We start from the raw sequence: 16,901 nt of genomic DNA, 5'->3' as shown, positions 1-16,901 counted from the left end.
GCGCTGATGGGGTGTGGTGTAATTGGCAACACGGCTGATTCTGGTTCAGTTGTTCTTGGTTCGAGTCCAGGCACCCCAGCTCTTCACCGCTTCTGCTCGCGCGCGAGCGCCGCTCCGGCGGCGCGCAGCCAGCGCTCCGGCTCGTGCACGGCGGCCTCGGTCGACCCGGCCAGCCGGGCGAGCGTGAGCACGCGCCCGAGGCCCGCGGCCTCGGCATCCCGAGCGATCTCGTCGTCGGCCTGACCCGCCACGATCGCGACGGGCACCCCCGAGATGGATGCGCGCTCGACGATTCCTCCCACCACCTTGCCCGCGCGGCTCGTCGCGTCGAACCGACCCTCGCCCGTGACGACCAGGTCGGCGCCCTCGAGGGCTGCATCGAGGCCGGTCAGCCCGGCGATCGCGTCGGCCCCCGACCGGATGCTCGCGCCCCAGTACCGCGCGAACCCCCAGGCCGTGCCACCCGCGGCCCCCGACCCCGGCCGCAGGTGCTCGTCGCCGCCGGCGATCGCGGCCGCGCGCGCGAGACCGGATTCGAGCCGTGCGACCTGCTCGGCGCTCGCGCCCTTCTGCGGCCCGAACACCGCCGCCGCGCCACGCGGGCCGATGAGCTCGGCGGTCGTGTCGGTGAGCAGCGTCATGCCGCCGGGCGGCGCGGCGCGCAGCAGCACGGGGTTGATCGCGGCGAGCCGCTCAAGCGCACCGCCGCCGTCGGCCAGCGCCTGGCTCTCGGCGTCGAGCAGCCGCAGCCCGAGGGCGCTGAGCGCACCGAGCCCGCCGTCGGTCGACGCCGAGCCGCCGAGCGCGAGGGTGATGCGCTGCGCGCCCGCCTCGAGCGCCGCGACGATGGCTTCGCCGACGCCGCGGCTCGAGGCCGTGAGCGGGGCGAGGGCCGGCTGGCCGTCGTCGCCTCGGGGCAGCAGGGTGATGCCGCAGCACTCGGCGAGCTCGATCACCGCGTGCTGGTCGGGCAGCAGCAGCCAGCGGGCGTCGTGCGGCTCGCCCGTCGGCCCGGCGACCCTCGCGTGACGCCACTGCGCGGCGGGCACCGCCTGCGCGATCGCGTCGAGCGTGCCCTCCCCGCCGTCGGCCTGCGGTACGAGCAGCAGCGCGTCGTCGGCGCGTACGTCGTGCCAGCCGGCCGCGAGCGCGCGCGCGGCATCCCGTGCGGAGAGCGTGCCCTTGAACGAGTCGGGCGCGATGACGATGCGGCGGCGCATGACCCGATGATGGCAGGGCGCCGGGCTCGGTGCAGGCTGCGCAGCACGGCGGGCGAGGCGGTCCGTGCGCCGGTCACGGCGTGGTCGATGAGGCGCGGTCAGCCGCCGACGCCGTCGAGCGGGTACTGGGCCTCGGAGGAGCCCTCGGCGTAGTACGCGCCCCGCGCGCGGTGGAAATCGCCCTGGCAGGTGGTGCAGTAGTGCGTCGGATCGGGCTGGCGCAATCCGACGATGCATCCCCCGAGCACGATGCGCCCAGCCTGCGCCTGCACGAAGTCCTCCTCAAGCGGCATTCCGTAGACGATGGGCACGACCGCCGTCGACGCGCACTGGGGGCAGCGGGGGCGGGTGCGGGGCATTCCCTGAGTGTGCCGGGCAGCGCCGACATCGACCCAAGTATAGACAGTGGCACTATCGATAGTGCTACTATCTGAGCATGAGGATGTCCGAACTGAGCTCGACGACCGGTGCCACGGTGCCCACGCTCAAGTTCTACCTGCGCGAGCAGCTGCTGCACGCGGGGGAGCGCACGAGCCCCAACCAGTCCCAGTACGACGAGAGCCACGTCGCTCGGGTTCGCCTCGTGCGCGCGCTGCTCGAGGTCGGGGGGCTCAGTGTGGCGCGAGCGCGCGACGTCGTGGGCGCGGTCGACGCCGGCACGCTGCCGCTCAGCTCGGTGTTCGGCATCGCCCAGCGCGCCGTCACCGTGCCGGCCCCGCTCGCCGACGAGTCGCCCGCGCCCAGCGAGGGCGACCGGCTGGTCGCCGACCTCTGCGCCGCCCGTGGCTGGCACGTCTACCCGAACAACCCGGGACTCGCGCTCGCCGCGCGCGTGCTCGACACCTACGCCGCGCTCGGGCAGCAGCGCCTGCACGCCGTGCTCGTGCCCTACGCCGAAGCCGCCGACCTGGTCGCCGGCGCCGATCTCGCCGCGGTCGCCGCTGCGCCCGACGATACCGAGATGACCAACGTCGTCGTCGTCGGCACCGTGCTCGGCGACGCGCTCTTCGCAGGCCTGCGCCGCATCGCCCAAGAGGCCGAGTCCTTCCTCCGCTTTCCCCTTCCCGAGGGCGTTCCCGCCCCCGGCTCCACCACGACCACCGACGAGGACTGCTGATGACCACCACCGCCCCCGCCCCGACCGCCGCAGACTGGCGCCTCGACCTGCCGCCGAGCCGCTGGCATCGTCCGCTGCTCGTGCTCGGCATCCTGCTCGCCGCCCTGACGGTGGCGACGTTCGTCGGCTACCTCGTCGACGACCGCGAACTGCTCGGCGTGAACCTGTGGGAGAAGCCGCTGAAGTTCGCGATCTCGGGCGTGCTCTACGCCGTCACGTGGGCGTGGCTCATCGGCCATTTCACCCGCTGGCGCCGTGCCGCGTGGTGGGCGGGCACGGTCATCGCGGTGACCCTCGCGATCGAGCTCGTCGTCATCGTCGGCGCGGCCGCGGCGGGCATCACGAGCCACTTCAACGTCTCGACTCCGCTCGCCACGACGCTGTGGTCGATCATGGCCGCGGCGATCACGACGCTGTGGGTCGCGACCTTCGTCGCGGCGGTGGCGCTCTGGCGCAACCCCGGCGCCGACGCCGCGCGCCAGGCCGCCATCCGCACGGGCGTCGCGATCTCGCTGCTCGGCATGGGCCTCGCATTCCTCATGACGGGCCCCACCGCCGAGCAGCTCAACGACTTTCAGGGCATCGCGGGCGCCCACGCGGTCGGCACGGCCGACGGCGGCCCGGGCCTGCCCCTGCTCGGCTGGAGCACGGTCGCGGGCGACCTGCGCATCCCCCACTTCATCGGCATGCACGCGCTGCAGGCCCTGCCGCTGCTCGCGCTGCTGCTCGAGCTCGGCGCGCGCAGGGTGCCGATGCTGCGCGACGCCCTCGTGCGCCGCGGGCTCGTGCTCACGGGCGCGGGCGCGTACCTCGCCGTCGTCGGCCTCGTGACGATGCAGGCCCTGCGCGGGCAGTCGATCGTGGCCCCGGATGCCCTCACGCTGTCGATCGCCCTCGCCCTCGCCGCGGCATCCCTCGCCGCGGTGCTCGCGGTCGTCGCCGCGGGAGCGCGGCGCCCGGGCGCCGCCCCCCGCCGCCGCTCGGCCGCAGCCGGCAGCTAGTCGAGCTCGAGCGCCTCGCCCGGCTGCAGCACCGTCACGCTGCCGCCGTGGGCCTCGACGACCGCGGTGATGCGCGCGTTCGCCATCGCGTTGCCGGCATCCGAGTTGATTCGCTCGTGCGTCGGGAACGCACGGCGGGGCCGCACGGCGTCGAGGTAGTCCATGACCTCGCCGATCTTCAGCCACGGGGCGCTCGCCGGAACGGCGAGCACATCCACGGCCCCCGGAGGAACCGTGAACGAGTCGCCCGGGTAGTACAGGGTCTCGTTGACGAAGACGCCCACATTGTCGACGATCGGGATGGAGCGGTGGATCGTGGCGTGGTGCCCGCCCGAGAAGGCGAGCGCGAAGGGTCCGGCGGCGCGCACGTCGCCGCCGTCGACGATCTGCCACGCGTAGTCGGGGTGCGCGGCCGCGACCCCCGCGGGCGCGAAGAGCTCGACCGGCCCCGCGGCGTCAGACAGCAGCCGGTCGAGGTGCTCGCGCGTCACGTGGTCCCCGTGCTCGTGGGTGACCACGATCGCGGCGAGGTTCTCGGTCGCGAACGGGGCGGTGAAGCTTCCGGGATCGATGACGAGCGTCGCGCCGGAGTGCTCGACGACGAGGCAGGCGTGCTCGCGCTTCGTGATGATCATGGGCACACTGTACTCAGCACGCGTGCGAGCCGGTCTTGACGAAAATACCCCCGGGGGGTATTTTAGGCGCATGATCGACGACATCAAGAAGCGGGCCCTGCACCGGTCGCGCATCCTGCAGGGGCAGCTTCGGGGCATCGAGAAGATGATCGAGAACGACGAGTACTGCGTCGACATCATCACGCAATCGCTCGCCGTGCAGAAGAGCCTGCGCAGCCTCAACAAGCTGCTCGTCGAGAACCACCTGCGCACCCACGTGAGCGACATGTTCGACGCCGGCGGCGACGAGCGCGAGAAGGCCATGGCCGAACTGCTCGCCGTCTACGAGCTGCAGCAGAACCGCGGCAGCTGAGGCGTGCGCTCGCACCGGCGCGGGGCGCGATAATCAGCGCATGACATCGTCGTCGAAGCGCATCGTCGTGGCCATCAACCCCAACGCCTCGTTCGGCCGCGGGCGCGAGGTCGGCCCCGCCGTCGTCACGACCCTGCGCGGCCTCGGTCATGAGGTGACGAGCCTCATCGAGCCCGACTTCGCCCAGCTGCTCGACGCCACCCGTGCCGCCGTCGCCGAGAAGCCCGACGCCCTCGTGGTGGTCGGGGGCGACGGCATGATCAACCTCGGCGTGCAGGCGCTCGACGGGTCGCGGGTGCCGCTCGGCATCGTGCCGAGCGGCACTGGCAATGACATGGCCCGCGGGCTGGGCATCCCCGTCGGCGACACCGAGGCGGCGATCACGGCGCTCGCGACCGCGCTGCAGAATCCGCCCCGCATCATCGACGCCGGCTCGATCGCCTTCGAGGGCGGTCGGTCGCGCTTCGCGTGCATCCTGTCTGCCGGCTTCGACGCGCTCGTCAACGAGCGCGCCAATCGCATGACCCGGCCTCGAGGGCGCAGCCGGTACACGATCGCCCTGCTCGTCGAGCTCGCCAAGCTGCGGCCGATCGAGTACACGCTCACGCTCGACGGCGTCGTGCACCGCGAGCGCGCGCTGCTCGTCGCGGTCGCCAACAACCTCTCGTTCGGCGGCGGTATGAAGGTCGCGCCCGACGCCCGTCTCGACGACGGGCTCTTCGACGTCGTGCTCGTGCGGCCGCTCGGTCGGCTGGCCTTCTTGCGCATCTACCCCCGGGTATTCGCTGGCACGCACATCACCGATCCGCGGGTCGTCGTGCACCGCGCCGCCGCTGTGCGGGTCGAGGCCGAGGGCGTCGTCGCGTACGCCGACGGCGAGCGCATCGCACCCCTGCCCGTCAATATCGGCATGGATGCGGGCGGTCTGCGGGTGCTCGCCTGAGCCGACCGGGCGCGCTCCGCCGCCCCCGCACGCGCGTGCGGAGCCGGTTTTGCCGGGGTGTGCCCGCTGTGGCATACTCGTGGGGTTGCGAACGCGGCCCCATCGTATAGCGGCCTAGTACGCCGCCCTCTCACGGCGGTAACGCGGGTTCGAATCCCGCTGGGGTCACAACCGAAACCGCCCGGATTCTTCCGGGCGGTTTCGTTGGTTAACGCGCGATACGGCGCATGACCGCGACGCTACGCTGGGCGCATGACCCGCCTGCGCATCCTCGCCACCGCCGCCCTCGCCGTCACCCTGCTCGTCGGCACGACCGCGTGCGCGCAGGTCAGCGAGGTGCTGAACCCCTCGACCGGCGAAGAGCTCGTGGGCACCACCTGGTCGGGCACCGACTCCGATGGCGATGAGTGGGGCATCGAGTTCCAGCAGGGCGGCGGCGTGGGCCTGACCTTCAACGACGGTGTGTACGACGACGACACCGACCGTTGGACGGTCGAGAACGGCCAGATCGCCATCGCGATCGCATTCGAGACGGGCGCCGCGAGCCTCACCGGCGCCTACACGCGCGATGCCACGACCATCGAGCTCGAGGGCGAGCAGGGTGACGCGACCTGGACGCTCACGCTCGAGAAGGATTGATCCCGAGAGGGCGGCGGCCGGCGGGCGGTAAGCTGGCCCGCTGAACCCTCCATCGAAAGGCCGCTGTGAGCGACTTCGTCATCCCCGCCTGGTTCGAGATCACTTCGCTCATCGTTGTGAGCCTGATCCTGATCGTCGACCTGCTTCTCGTCGTGCGCCGCCCGCACGTGCCGAGCCCGAAAGAGTCGGCGCTCTGGGTGGGCTTCTACGTGGCGCTCGCGCTCATCTTCGCCGGCCTCATGTTCGTCGTCGCCGGCCCTGACGCGGGCGGCGAGTTCATCGCGGGCTGGCTGACCGAGTACAGCCTCTCGATCGACAACCTCTTCGTGTTCGTCATCATCATGGCCCAGTTCGCGGTGCCCAAGAAGATGCAGCAAGAGGTGCTCATGATCGGCATCATCCTGGCGCTGCTGTTCCGCGGCATCTTCATCCTCCTGGGCGCGACGCTCATCGAGAACTTCAGCTGGATCTTCTACATCTTCGGCCTCTTCCTGCTCATCACGGCGGCGCAGCAGGCCTTCTCGGGTCGCGAAGACGACGAGGCGCGCGAGAACGCCCTCATCCGGTTCTTGCGCAAGCGCATCGCGATCACCGACGACTACCACGGCATGAAGATGCGCACCGTCGTCGACGGCAAGAAGGTCTGGACCCCGCTGCTGATCGTGCTCATCGCCATCGGCACGACCGACCTGATCTTCGCCCTCGACTCGATCCCGGCGATCTTCGGCATCACGCAGAGCCCGTTCATCGTCTTCACGGCGAACGTCTTCGCCCTCATGGGCCTGCGCCAGCTGTACTTCTTGCTCGGCCACCTCGTCGACAAGCTCGAGTACCTGAAGTACGGCATCGCCTTCATCCTCGCCTTCATCGGCGTCAAGCTCGTCTTCCACGCGATGCACGAGAACGAGCTGCCCTTCATCAACGGCGGTATGCCGATCGAGTGGGTTCCCGACATCGACACCTGGACCTCGCTCGGGGTCATCGTCGGCGCGATGGCCCTCGCGGTCGCCGCGAGCCTCATCAAGCTACGCATCGAGCACCGCTACCTGCCGACCGCTCTCGCGACGCCGGCCGATGATGACGACGATGCCGCTACGGATGCCTCGGCCGACGCCCCCGAGGGCGCGACCTCCGCGGCCCCGGAGTCGCCGACGCCGCGGTGATAGCCTGATGACCATGCAGTGCGAGCGGCTCCTTCTTCGTCGCCGCGACGAGTCCTGATCACCCCAGGTCGCATCCTCGTCGCGGAGTTCTGACGCGGCCGCATCGCTTTGAACGCAAGAAGGGTGATCTCCCATGACTGACGAAACCGCTGAGCACCACCGCCCCCGCACGCTGGCCGAGAAGGTGTGGGATGCCCACCTCGTGGCCAAGGGCGAGAACGGCGAGCCCGATCTGCTCTACATCGACCTGCACCTCGTGCACGAGGTCACGAGCCCGCAGGCCTTCGACGGGCTGCGGATGGCGGGCCGCCCCGTGCGCCGCCCCGACCTCACGATCGCGACCGAAGACCACAACACGCCGACGCTCGCGATCGACAAACCGATCGCCGAGCCGACGAGCCGCAAGCAGATCGAGACGCTGCGCGCGAACGCGAAAGAGTTCGGAATCCGCCTGCACTCGCTCGGCGACATCGAGCAGGGCATCGTGCACGTCGTCGGCCCGCAGCTGGGTCTGACGATGCCGGGCATCACGGTCGTCTGCGGCGACTCGCACACGAGCACGCACGGCGCGTTCGGCGCCATGGCCTTCGGTATCGGCACGAGCGAGGTCGAGCACGTGCTCGCGACACAGACCCTGCCGTTGCAGCCGTTCAAGACCATGGCCATCACGGTCGAGGGCGAGCTCAAGCCGGGCGTCACGGCGAAAGACATCATCCTCGCCGTCATCGCGAAGATCGGCACGGGCGGCGGTCAGGGCTACGTGCTCGAGTACCGTGGCTCGGCCATCCGGTCGCTGTCGATGGACGGCCGTATGACGATCTGCAACATGTCGATCGAGGCGGGAGCGCGGGCCGGTATGGTCGCCCCCGACGAGACGACCTACGCCTATCTGCAGGGCCGGCCGCACGCGCCTCAGGGCGCCGACTGGGATGCCGCAGTGGCCTACTGGAACACGCTGGCGACCGACGACGATGCCGTCTTCGACGCCGAGGTGTTCCTCGACGCGAACGAGCTCGAGCCCTTCGTGACGTGGGGCACCAACCCCGGCCAGGGCGTCTCGCTCAGCCAGTCGGTGCCCGACCCCTCGACGATCATCGACGCGAACGAGCGAGCCGCCGCCGAGCGCGCGCTCGAATACATGGATCTGACGCCCGGCACGCCCATGAAGCAGATCCCCGTCGATGTCGTCTTCATGGGCTCGTGCACGAACAGCCGGCTCGACGACCTGCGCGCCTTCGCCTCGATCATCAAGGGGCAGAAGAAGGCCGAGGGCGTCGACGTCATCGTGGTTCCCGGTTCGGCGCGCGTGCGCCTCGAGGCCGAGGCCGAGGGGATCGACAAGATCGTCGAGGCCTTCGGTGCCGAATGGCGCTTCGCGGGATGCTCGATGTGCTTGGGCATGAACCCCGACCAGCTCGAGCCCGGCCAGCGCTGCGCCTCGACGAGCAATCGCAACTTCGAGGGCCGCCAGGGCAAGGGCGGGCGCACGCACCTGGTGAGCCCGCTCGTCGCCGCCTCGACCGCGATTCGCGGCACGCTCTCGAGCGTGAGCGACCTCATCGCCGATGGAATCCCGGTCGATCGCCGGTTCGCGACGATCGAAGGGGCACAGGTCTAGCCATGGAGAAGGTCAGCACGATCACGGGCGTCGCGGTGCCGTTTCGCCGCAGCAACGTCGACACCGACCAGATCATCCCGGCGGTGTTCCTCAAGCGCGTGACGAAGACGGGCTACGACGACGCGCTGTTCTCGGCGTGGCGGCAAGACCCCGACTTCATCCTCAACCGTCCCGAGTACGCCCACCCGCGCATCCTCATCGCCGGTCCCGACTTCGGCACCGGCTCGAGCCGCGAGCACGCCGTCTGGGCGCTGCGCGACTTCGGCTTCGCGGCCGTCATCAGCCCCAAGTTCGCCGACATCTTCCGCGGCAACGCCGGCAAGCAAGGCTTGCTCGTGGGAGTGGTCGACGAGCCCACCGTCGAGCGCCTCTGGGCTGAGCTCGAGGCGAGCCCGGGCATGGAGGCCACGGTCGACCTCGTCGAGCGCACCGTTACAGCGGGGAATATCACCGTGCCGTTCGAGATTGACGACTACACGCGCTGGCGCCTGCTCGAGGGGCTCGATGACATCGGTCTGACCCTGCGCGACGAGCAGGCCATCACCGATTTCGAGGCCCGTCGCGAGAGCTGGCGGCCCACCACCCTTCCCGCCCGCTGAGGGCAGACCGACACCACCACCTGAGGTCGTATGAACTCGCTCACGAAAGACTCGCAGAAGGCCGCCGCTCGCGTCGGCCTCACCTCTGACACCATCGTCATCCACGGCGGCAAGCCGCTGCACGGGCGCATCGAGGTGCGCGGGGCGAAGAACCTCGTCACCAAGGCGATGGTCGCGGCGCTGCTCGCCGACACTCCGAGCGTGCTGCGTGGCGTGCCCGAGATCAGCGACGTGCACGTCGTGAGCGGGCTGCTCAAGGCGCACGGCGTCGAGATCACCTCGACGGCGCCGGGCGAGCTGACGCTCGACACGAGCAACGTCGTCGGTGCGCACTTCGCCGAGATCGACGCGCACGCCGGGTCGAGCCGCATTCCGATTCTGTTCTGCGGTCCGCTGCTGCATCAGCTCGGCGAGGCCTTCATTCCCGACCTGGGCGGCTGCCGCATCGGCGACCGCCCCATCGACTTCCACCTCAACGCGCTGCGCGCCTTCGGGGCGATCGTCGAGAAGTCGCACCAGGGCATCCACCTCACCGCGCCGAAGAAGCTCAAGGGTGCGCTCATCGAGCTGCCGTTCCCGAGCGTCGGGGCGACCGAGCAGGTGCTGCTCACGGCCGTGCGCGCCGAGGGCACGACCGAGCTCAAGAATGCCGCGATCGAGCCCGAGATCATGGACCTCATCGCGATTCTGCAGAAGATGGGCGCGATCATCTCGGTCGAACCCAATCGCGTCATCGTCATCGAAGGCGTCGAGTCTCTGCGCGGCTACACCCACACGGCGATCGGCGACCGCAATGAGGCCGCGAGCTGGGCCGCGGCGGCGCTCGCCACGAAGGGCGACATCACCGTCGGCGGGGCGAAGCAGCAAGAGCTCATGACGTTCCTCAACGTCTACCGCAAGGTCGGCGGCGAGTTCGAGGTGCTCGACGACGGCATCCGGTTCTGGCACCCCGGCACGCCGCTCAAGCCCGTCATGATCGAGACCGACGTGCACCCCGGGTTCATGACCGACTGGCAGCAACCGCTGATCGTCGCGCTCACGCAGGCCGAGGGTGAATCGGTCGTGCACGAGACGGTGTACGAGAACCGCTTCGGATTCACCGAGGCCCTCAACGAGATGGGCGCGAACATCGTCGTGCACCAGTCGGGGCTCGCCTCGATCACGCGCCGCGTGCCGCGCCGCCCGCTCGAGCAGGCCGCCGTCATCACGGGGCCGACCCCGCTGCACGGCGCTTCCGTTCGCGTGCCCGACCTGCGCGGTGGTTTCAGCCACCTCATCGCCGGGCTCGCGGCGACGGGCACGTCGACCATCAGCAACGTCGGCATCATCAGCCGCGGGTACGAGCTGTTCATCGACAAGCTCACGGCGCTCGGCGCCGACTTCGAACTGGTCTGATCCGCCGCCGAGCGGGGCACGCACTACCCTGGAGGGCGTGCCAGACGCCACCCCTGCCGACGACGCCGTCACCCCCGCCGCAGCTGCGGCGCCCGCTCCCGCGCGCACGCGGCGGCGCGAGAAGACCCTGCTGTGGCACACGATCGCCGCGTTTTGCCTGCCGCTGCTGACGCTCATGGCGCGCTACCCCGTGATCGACGGTGAGAAGCTGCCGAAGACTGGCGCGTTCATCCTCGCTCCCAACCACTACAGCGAGATCGACCCCGTCATCATGGGCCGCTTCATGTGGAAGCTCGGGCGGGTGCCGCGGTTCCTCGCCAAGGCGAGCGTGTTCCGCGTGCCGGTGCTCGGCGCGGTGCTGCGCTGGTCGGGGCAGATTCCGGTCGAGCGCGAGGGGCGCGGGCGGTCGGATGCTCCGCTCAAGGCCGCGCAGCAGCTCGTCGATAACGAACTCGCCGTCATCATCTACCCCGAAGGCAGCCTCACGCGCGACCCCGACCTGTGGCCCATGCGCGGCAAGAGCGGCGCCGTGCGCATGGCTCTGCAGGCGGGCGTGCCCATCATTCCCGCGGCGCACTGGGGTACCCAGCAGATCATGGCCCGCTACTCGAAGAAGATCAGCTTCTTCCCGCGCAAGACCGTCACCTGCAAGATCGGCGACCCCGTCGACCTCAGCGACCTCGTCGGCCGGCCGCTCGATCAGGCGACGCTCGCTGAGGGCACCGAGCGCGTCATGGCGGCGATCGCGGCGCTGCTCGGCGATCTGCGCGGCGAGGCGCCGCCCGCCGAGCGCTGGGACCCGGTGAAGCACGGCCAGAGCGAGACCGGGCGGCTGTGAGCGAGCATCCACCGCTGACCGAGGCCGTGCGCCTGCCCTCGAGCGCCGTCGAGCACGGTGCCGCCCGGGTCGCCGTGCTGGGCGCCGGATCGTGGGGCACGACGTTCGCCAAGGTGCTCGCCGACGGCGGTGCCGACGTGCTCATCTGGGCCCGCCGACGCGAGGTCGCCCACGAGATCACCGAGACGCACCGCAACTCGGGCTACCTGCCCGGCATCAACCTGCCGCCCAACCTGCGCGGGCACGACTCGCTCGAGCACGTGCTCGCCGGCGCCGAGCAGGTGTACCTCTCGGTGCCGAGCCAAAGCCTGCGCAGCAATCTCGCGTCGATCCGCGACATCCTGCCCCCCGACGTTCCCGTCGTGAGCCTCATGAAGGGCGTCGAGCGCGGCACCGGCCTGCGCATGAGCGAGGTCATCGAGCAAGAGCTCGGCGTCGACCGCGACCGTATCGCCGCGGTCAGCGGGCCCAACCTCGCCCTCGAGATCGCCAAGCGCGAGCCCACCGCCGCGGTCGTCGCGAGCGCGAGCCACGAGACCGCCGTCGCCGTCGCGACGGTCGCGTCGAACGACTATTTTCGCTCGTTCGTCAACACCGACGTCATCGGAACCGAGTTCGGCGGCGTGCTCAAGAACCTCATCGCCGTCGCGGTCGGCATCGCCGACGGCGTCGGCTACGGCGAGAACACCAAGGCCTCGATCATCACGCGCGGCCTCGTCGAGCTGAGCGCCTTCGCCGTGGCCTTCGGCGCACGGCCCGAGACGATGATCGGGCTCGCGGGCCTGGGCGACCTCATCGCCACGTGCGAGTCGCCCCTGTCGCGCAACAACACCGCCGGCCGGCTGCTCGGCCAGGGCTACGGCTTCGAGCAGGTCATCGCGCAGATGAACCAGACGGCCGAGGGGCTCGCATCGGTCGGGCCCATTCTCGAGCTCGCCGCGACGCGCGGTGTCTCGATGCCGATCGTGGCCCAGGTGGCGCAGGTGCTCGAGGGCACGCTCGACCCGCGCGAGCTCGCGCCCCACCTCGCCACCGACTCCGACGAGCCGCAGGCCGAGTGATCGGCGCGGTCGAGCCGCAGGCCGAGTGATCGGCGCAGTCGAGCCGCCGGCCGAGTGACCCGGCCCCGCAGGGCGGGCGCATCCGGCTCGGTAGGCTTGCAGGCGTGATCACCTCCCTCGCCGGCGGCCGCGTGCTGGCCGAGAAGCACGGCGCCACCCCACCGCGGGTTGTCGCACTGCACGGCTGGGGCCGCGACGGCACCGACTTCGCGACGGTGCTGAGCGGGCTCGATGCGGTGAGCATCCACCTGCCCGGCCACGGCCCGGCGCCCGCGCCCGATGATGCCTGGGGCAGCGAGCAGTACGCCGAGCTCGTCGCCGAGGCGATCGCGGCCTTCGCGCCCGTGGTGATCGTCGCGCACTCCTTCGGCGGTCGCGTCGCCGTGCGCCTCGCGGCCTCGCGCCCCGAGCTCGTCCGCGGCCTCGTGCTCACGGGGGTGCCGCTTGTGCGCCTCACGGCCGCCGCGCCGCCGCCGCTCGGCTACCGTCTCGCCCGCTGGGCGAACCGTCGCGGCCTGCTGAGCGACGCCCGCATGGATGCCCTGCGCGACCGCCGCGGATCCTCCGACTACCGCGCCGCCCAGGGCGTCATGCGCGGCGTGCTCGTGCGCCTCGTCAACGAGACCTACGACGACGAGCTCGCCGCTCTCGCGGCGAGCACCCTGCCCATGAGCTTCGTGTGGGGTGAGCACGACACGGCGGCCCCCACCGATGCCGGTCGCGTCGCGGCCGAGCGCGCGGGCGCCCCGTTCCGTGTTGTCGCGGGGGGCCGCCACCTGCTCGAGGGCGACCTCGAACTGGCCGTGCGCGCCGAGCTGCTGGCGATGCTGGCCGAGACCGAGGAGTCGTCGTGACGCCATCTGATGCCTGGCTCGGCTACGCGATCGTCGCGCTCGTGAGCGACCTCGCGGCCATCCCGATCGCCGCGCGGTGGCTGCGCGTCGCGCAGCGCGAGCACTACGTTCCTGGTTCTGTGTGGCAGATGGCCCGGTTGTGGGTGCAGCGCCAGACCGCGTCGCTCGTGGTGTTCATCGCGGCGGCCGCGAGCATCGTGGCGGCGATCGTCGTCCCGGCCGCGCTCGTCGGCGACGACCCGGGGGCGATGGCGGTCATCGCCACGTCGTTCTCGGTGCTGGCCCTCGTGCTGCTCGCGGTGTTCCCCGTGAGCCTGCCTGCCCGGGGGCGGTCGAAGAAGCTTGCGTTCACCGGTCGGCTGAAGCGTCTTCTCGTCGTCTGGATCGCGCTGCACGTGGGCGTGGGTCTCGCCGCACTTCTGCTCATCGGCCCGGCCGGCCCCGCGCTGACGCTGCTGTTCAGCGCCCTGCTGACCGATCTGGGGCTCGCCATCATGGCTCCGATCGAGAAGGCCGCCTCGCAGCGCTTCGTGACGCAGGCGCAGCAACGGCTGAAGCAGACGGGCGCGCGCGTCGTCGCCATCACCGGGTCGTACGGCAAGACGAGCACCAAGAACTACGTGGCCCACCTGCTCAGCGCGGCGTTCGCGACTGTCGCGAGCCCCGCATCCTTCAACAACCGCCTGGGGCTCTCACGGGCCGTCAACGACAAGCTCGTGCCGGGCACCGAGATGTTCGTGGCCGAGATGGGCATGGCCGCGCCCGGGCAGATCGCCGAGCTCTGCCGGCAGTTCCCGCCGTCGATCGCGGCGATCACGGTCGTCGGCGAAGGGCACCTGCAGCGCATGCGCACGACCGACGCGATTCTGCGCGAGAAGTCGAGCATCACCGACCTCGCTCCCGTCGTCGTGCTGCCCATCGACGACCCGCGGCTCGCCGAGCTCGCCGACCGCTGCCGCGCCGCCGGCAAGACGGTCATCACGACGACGTGCCGCGTCGAGACGGACGCCGACGTCGCGCTCGTGCCGCCGAGCGATGCGGCGCCGGATGCGGAGCCGTGGTCGATCCGCCTCGGCACGGGTGCCGAGCCCGTGCCCGTGAGTATCAGCGGCACGGGTCATGCCGTGAACGTGGCGGTCGCCGCGGGTATTGCCCTGGCGGCCGGGGTGCCCGTCGCGGCGATCGCGGCCAGGCTCGGAGACCTGCCCGGCTCGCAGCACCGCGCCGAGGTGCAGCAGGCTCCGACCGGCGCGCTTGTGATCGACGACACCTACAACGCGAACCCCGTGGGCTCGCTGCGCGCCCTCGAGGGCGCGGCATCCCTCGCCGCTGAACGAAGCGGGCCGCTCGTGGTCGTCACGCCCGGCATGGTCGAGCTCGGGCCGGTGCAGGTCGAGCGCAACCGCGCGTTCGGCGCGGCGATCGGCGCGGCCAACGGGCTACTCTTCGCGGTGGCCCGCACGAACCGCGCCGCGCTGCTCGCGGGCTATGCCAGCACGGCGACGAGCGAGGCGCCCGGGGCGATCGCGGTCGACCGCCGCGAGGCCGCCGTGGCGCGCGCGGTCGAGGCGGCGGGCGACCGGGGCGTTATTCTCTACGAGAACGATCTGCCCGACCACTACCCCTGATCGGCCGCCCGGGCAGGGGTATGACTCTCGCGGCGAACGAGCACGTTAGGTGATCATGGCTGGTACTGCCCCCTGGGCCGTCGTCTTCGGCGGCCCGAGCCCCGAGCACGAGATCTCGATCCTCACGGGCCTGCAGGCCGAGCGCGTGTTGACCGCCGCGGGCCACAGCGTCGTGCCGATCTACTGGTCGCCGACGGGGGAGTGGTTCCGCGTGCCCGACGCGACCGAGGCGAAGGACTACCTCGAGGGCGCCCCGCGCGACTCGGTCGTGCTCGAAGCCCGTGTCTCGGGCGAGCCCGGGCTGTACCGCCGCAAGAAGTTCGGCGCCGAGCGCCTCGAGATCGAGGCCGCCCTGCTGTGCCTGCACGGCGGCGTCGGCGAGGGCGGCGGCGCGGCCGCGGTCTTCTCGCTGCTGGGCATTCCCGCCACGGGCTCGACGCTCTTCGCGGGGGCGGTCGGCATGGACAAGCTCGCGTTCGGCGGCCTCATGACCGCCGCGGGCATCCCGAGCCTGCCGCGCGAGGCCGTCTCGACGATCGTCGAGCCGAGTTTTGCGGGCCCGTACATCGTCAAGCCGCGCTTCGGCGGCTCGTCGATCGGCATCGAGATCGCCGACGACGTGGATGCTGCGCGCGCGCTCGCTGCCACGAGCGTTCACCTGCGCACGGGCGCGGTGCTCGAGCCGTACCGCCCCGAGCTCGTCGACCTCAACATCGCCTTCCGCACGTACCCGAGCCTCGAGATCACGCAACTCGAGAAGCCGCTGCGCGGTGAGGCCGGCAGCGCCCTCTACTCGTACGCCGAGAAGTACCTTGCCGGTGGCGCGGGCTCGGATGCGGGGCTCACGAGCGCCCCGCGCGAGTTCCCGGCCAATGTGCCCGACGCGGTTCACGCGAAGGCCCGAGAGCTCGCGGAGCGCGTCGCCGAGGTCACGCGCCTCACGAGCATCGTGCGCGTCGACCTGCTGCTCGACGAGGCGAGCGGTGAGCTCTTCGTGAACGAGGTCAACTCGATCCCCGGCGCGCTCTCGCTCTACCTGTGGGCCCCGCAGCAGTCGGCCGCGACCGTGCTGCTCGACGCGCTCGCCGAGGCGCGCGACCGCCGCGTGGTGTTCCCCCAGGCGGGCTTCGGCGGTGGGGCCGCGCTGCGGGCCGCGGGCGGCATCGCCGGCAAGCTCGTCGGGCTCTCGGGCCCGCGCGCCTAGAGCCCGCGCGCCTTCGGCCCAGATCTGGGGCAAACGGGCGCTTTCGGGTGGGCCTAGCGCCCATATGGCCCAGATCTGGGCCAATGTGCGCGGGCTAGGGGTTCGGGGTGGGCTCGGCCGTCGGGCTCACCGACCCGCCGCCGAACACGTCGGTCGCGGCGAGGCACCGGGCATCAGCATCCACGATCGAGACGGCGGGGCTGATGGCGCGCACGGCGTCGGCTCCGGCGATGTAAGTGACGTCGACGATGACCTCGGTCACCGGCGTGCGGCCATAGGTCGTGAAGACGTAGCGTGGGACGTCGGTCTCGTCGAGCAGCCAGTCGACGCCGTCGACGTCGAAGCAGGGCAGGTCGCTCGGGCCCTGCTCGGGCAGGCCGCAGCGGTAGATGACGGCGGCCGGCTCGCCCCACGCGGCGGTCGCCTGCGCGTTGGTCGTGCGGCGCTCGAGCTCGCCGATCGTGTCGGGCACGCGCACCGAGATCGCGGCGCACTCGGGATTGTTCGACTCGGGCCCGGGGTCGAGCGGCACGGTGCCAGCGCACCCGGCGAGCGCGAGCACGCCCGTCACGAGCAGGGCGGCGGATGCCCGGCGGGCGCGAGCGGGAACGGTGCGTGTCGACATCGTCTCCAC

The 16,901-nt window shown here is 71.1% G+C and carries 18 protein-coding genes and 2 tRNA genes; 16 read left to right on the top strand and 4 right to left on the bottom strand.

The genetic code is table 11. The features are described from left to right. Positions 1-7 precede the first annotated feature (7 nt). Positions 8-79 (top strand) — tRNA-Gln (locus ACK4HH_RS08375). A gap of 4 nt (positions 80-83) precedes the next feature. On the opposite strand, the gene ACK4HH_RS08370 is transcribed toward ACK4HH_RS08375, so the two are convergent. Further along, a complete protein-coding gene (locus tag ACK4HH_RS08370; RefSeq protein WP_409650656.1) occupies positions 84-1,220 on the bottom strand; it encodes a glycerate kinase in 1,137 nt (378 codons plus the stop codon). Between the two features lie 98 nt (positions 1,221-1,318). Further along, positions 1,319-1,579 carry a hypothetical protein gene (locus ACK4HH_RS08365; RefSeq protein WP_409650654.1) on the bottom strand — a complete coding sequence of 87 codons (261 nt, stop codon included), beginning with the start codon at positions 1,577-1,579 and terminating at the stop codon, positions 1,319-1,321. 77 nt (positions 1,580-1,656) lie between these two features. Between ACK4HH_RS08365 and ACK4HH_RS08360 the strand changes: the two genes are divergently transcribed. Together ACK4HH_RS08360 and ACK4HH_RS08355 are read left to right on the top strand one after the other, a co-directional pair. Then, positions 1,657-2,337 (top strand): MerR family transcriptional regulator, encoded by a 681-nt coding sequence (locus ACK4HH_RS08360; protein WP_409650652.1) that lies wholly within the window; start codon positions 1,657-1,659, stop codon positions 2,335-2,337. Further along, the gene (locus ACK4HH_RS08355; protein ID WP_409650650.1) at positions 2,337-3,338 is read left to right on the top strand and encodes a hypothetical protein; all 1,002 of its coding nucleotides are present in this window, start codon (positions 2,337-2,339) and stop codon (positions 3,336-3,338) included. The genes ACK4HH_RS08360 and ACK4HH_RS08355 overlap by 1 nt, the downstream gene beginning before the upstream one ends. On the opposite strand, the gene ACK4HH_RS08350 is transcribed toward ACK4HH_RS08355, so the two are convergent. After that, the gene (locus ACK4HH_RS08350) at positions 3,335-3,973 is read right to left on the bottom strand and encodes an MBL fold metallo-hydrolase (RefSeq protein ID WP_409650648.1); all 639 of its coding nucleotides are present in this window, start codon (positions 3,971-3,973) and stop codon (positions 3,335-3,337) included. The genes ACK4HH_RS08355 and ACK4HH_RS08350 overlap by 4 nt on opposite strands. Positions 3,974-4,043: 70 nt before the next feature. Here ACK4HH_RS08350 and ACK4HH_RS08345 point away from each other — a divergent pair, with 70 nt between their 5' ends. From ACK4HH_RS08345 to ACK4HH_RS08285, 13 genes are all read left to right on the top strand, one after another. Continuing rightward, complete coding sequence (locus ACK4HH_RS08345) at positions 4,044-4,325, top strand: metal-sensitive transcriptional regulator (RefSeq protein WP_409650646.1); 282 nt, start codon at positions 4,044-4,046, stop codon at positions 4,323-4,325. A gap of 40 nt (positions 4,326-4,365) precedes the next feature. Continuing rightward, on the top strand, positions 4,366-5,268 hold the full coding sequence (locus tag ACK4HH_RS08340) for a diacylglycerol/lipid kinase family protein (protein ID WP_409650644.1): 903 nt from the start codon (positions 4,366-4,368) through the stop codon (positions 5,266-5,268). 95 nt (positions 5,269-5,363) lie between these two features. Further along, positions 5,364-5,436: transfer RNA gene (locus ACK4HH_RS08335), tRNA-Glu, on the top strand. Positions 5,437-5,520: 84 nt separating this feature from the next. Continuing rightward, positions 5,521-5,907 carry a hypothetical protein gene (locus ACK4HH_RS08330; RefSeq protein ID WP_409650642.1) on the top strand — a complete coding sequence of 129 codons (387 nt, stop codon included), beginning with the start codon at positions 5,521-5,523 and terminating at the stop codon, positions 5,905-5,907. A gap of 65 nt (positions 5,908-5,972) precedes the next feature. Beyond that, positions 5,973-7,070, top strand: coding sequence for a TerC family protein (locus ACK4HH_RS08325; protein ID WP_409650640.1), 1,098 nt, complete (start codon positions 5,973-5,975; stop codon positions 7,068-7,070). A 133-nt stretch (positions 7,071-7,203) separates the two neighbouring features. Next, positions 7,204-8,688 carry a 3-isopropylmalate dehydratase large subunit gene (gene leuC / locus ACK4HH_RS08320; protein WP_409650638.1) on the top strand — a complete coding sequence of 495 codons (1,485 nt, stop codon included), beginning with the start codon at positions 7,204-7,206 and terminating at the stop codon, positions 8,686-8,688. Positions 8,689-8,690: 2 nt separating this feature from the next. After that, positions 8,691-9,287: a 3-isopropylmalate dehydratase small subunit gene (leuD, locus tag ACK4HH_RS08315; protein ID WP_409650636.1), complete on the top strand. Its 597-nt coding sequence runs from the start codon at positions 8,691-8,693 to the stop codon at positions 9,285-9,287. Positions 9,288-9,317: 30 nt separating this feature from the next. Further along, entirely contained in the window at positions 9,318-10,682 is a 1,365-nt protein-coding gene (gene murA, locus ACK4HH_RS08310) for a UDP-N-acetylglucosamine 1-carboxyvinyltransferase (RefSeq protein WP_409650634.1), read from the top strand. Between the two features lie 37 nt (positions 10,683-10,719). Beyond that, entirely contained in the window at positions 10,720-11,520 is an 801-nt protein-coding gene (locus ACK4HH_RS08305; RefSeq protein ID WP_409650632.1) for a lysophospholipid acyltransferase family protein, read from the top strand. A gap of 14 nt (positions 11,521-11,534) precedes the next feature. Then, positions 11,535-12,581: an NAD(P)H-dependent glycerol-3-phosphate dehydrogenase gene (locus ACK4HH_RS08300; RefSeq protein WP_409650750.1), complete on the top strand. Its 1,047-nt coding sequence runs from the start codon at positions 11,535-11,537 to the stop codon at positions 12,579-12,581. 104 nt (positions 12,582-12,685) lie between these two features. Beyond that, on the top strand, positions 12,686-13,435 hold the full coding sequence (locus ACK4HH_RS08295) for an alpha/beta fold hydrolase (protein WP_409650630.1): 750 nt from the start codon (positions 12,686-12,688) through the stop codon (positions 13,433-13,435). After that, positions 13,432-15,063 (top strand): Mur ligase family protein, encoded by a 1,632-nt coding sequence (locus tag ACK4HH_RS08290; RefSeq protein ID WP_409650628.1) that lies wholly within the window; start codon positions 13,432-13,434, stop codon positions 15,061-15,063. Before ACK4HH_RS08295 ends, ACK4HH_RS08290 begins: the two co-directional genes overlap by 4 nt. A gap of 55 nt (positions 15,064-15,118) precedes the next feature. Next, a complete protein-coding gene (locus tag ACK4HH_RS08285; RefSeq protein ID WP_409650626.1) occupies positions 15,119-16,267 on the top strand; it encodes a hypothetical protein in 1,149 nt (382 codons plus the stop codon). Between the two features lie 94 nt (positions 16,268-16,361). Here the strand turns inward: ACK4HH_RS08285 and ACK4HH_RS08280 are convergent, their stop codons facing one another. Beyond that, on the bottom strand, positions 16,362-16,892 hold the full coding sequence (locus ACK4HH_RS08280) for a DUF3515 family protein (protein WP_409650624.1): 531 nt from the start codon (positions 16,890-16,892) through the stop codon (positions 16,362-16,364). Positions 16,893-16,901: the final 9 nt, after the last annotated feature.

Source organism: Microcella sp. (genome assembly GCF_046296455.1).
Lineage (GTDB): Bacteria > Actinomycetota > Actinomycetes > Actinomycetales > Microbacteriaceae > Microcella.
The sequence above is the reverse complement of the archived record's forward strand: the minus strand, read 5'-3'. Positions and strand labels throughout refer to the sequence as shown.

Bases quoted from the DNA above. Each gene is read 5' to 3' on its own strand.
- leuD (WP_409650636.1), top strand. From the start codon at position 8,691: ATGGAGAAGGTCAGCACGATCACGGGCGTCGCGGTGCCGTTTCGCCGC.
- ACK4HH_RS08330 (WP_409650642.1), top strand. From the start codon at position 5,521: ATGACCCGCCTGCGCATCCTCGCCACCGCCGCCCTCGCCGTCACCCTG.
- murA (WP_409650634.1), top strand. From the start codon at position 9,318: ATGAACTCGCTCACGAAAGACTCGCAGAAGGCCGCCGCTCGCGTCGGC.
- leuC (WP_409650638.1), top strand. From the start codon at position 7,204: ATGACTGACGAAACCGCTGAGCACCACCGCCCCCGCACGCTGGCCGAG.
- ACK4HH_RS08285 (WP_409650626.1), top strand. From the start codon at position 15,119: ATGGCTGGTACTGCCCCCTGGGCCGTCGTCTTCGGCGGCCCGAGCCCC.
- ACK4HH_RS08340 (WP_409650644.1), top strand. From the start codon at position 4,366: ATGACATCGTCGTCGAAGCGCATCGTCGTGGCCATCAACCCCAACGCC.
- ACK4HH_RS08370 (WP_409650656.1), bottom strand. From the start codon at position 1,220: ATGCGCCGCCGCATCGTCATCGCGCCCGACTCGTTCAAGGGCACGCTC.
- ACK4HH_RS08280 (WP_409650624.1), bottom strand. From the start codon at position 16,892: ATGTCGACACGCACCGTTCCCGCTCGCGCCCGCCGGGCATCCGCCGCC.
- ACK4HH_RS08345 (WP_409650646.1), top strand. From the start codon at position 4,044: ATGATCGACGACATCAAGAAGCGGGCCCTGCACCGGTCGCGCATCCTG.
- ACK4HH_RS08365 (WP_409650654.1), bottom strand. From the start codon at position 1,579: ATGCCCCGCACCCGCCCCCGCTGCCCCCAGTGCGCGTCGACGGCGGTC.
- ACK4HH_RS08355 (WP_409650650.1), top strand. From the start codon at position 2,337: ATGACCACCACCGCCCCCGCCCCGACCGCCGCAGACTGGCGCCTCGAC.
- ACK4HH_RS08350 (WP_409650648.1), bottom strand. From the start codon at position 3,973: ATGATCATCACGAAGCGCGAGCACGCCTGCCTCGTCGTCGAGCACTCC.
- ACK4HH_RS08360 (WP_409650652.1), top strand. From the start codon at position 1,657: ATGAGGATGTCCGAACTGAGCTCGACGACCGGTGCCACGGTGCCCACG.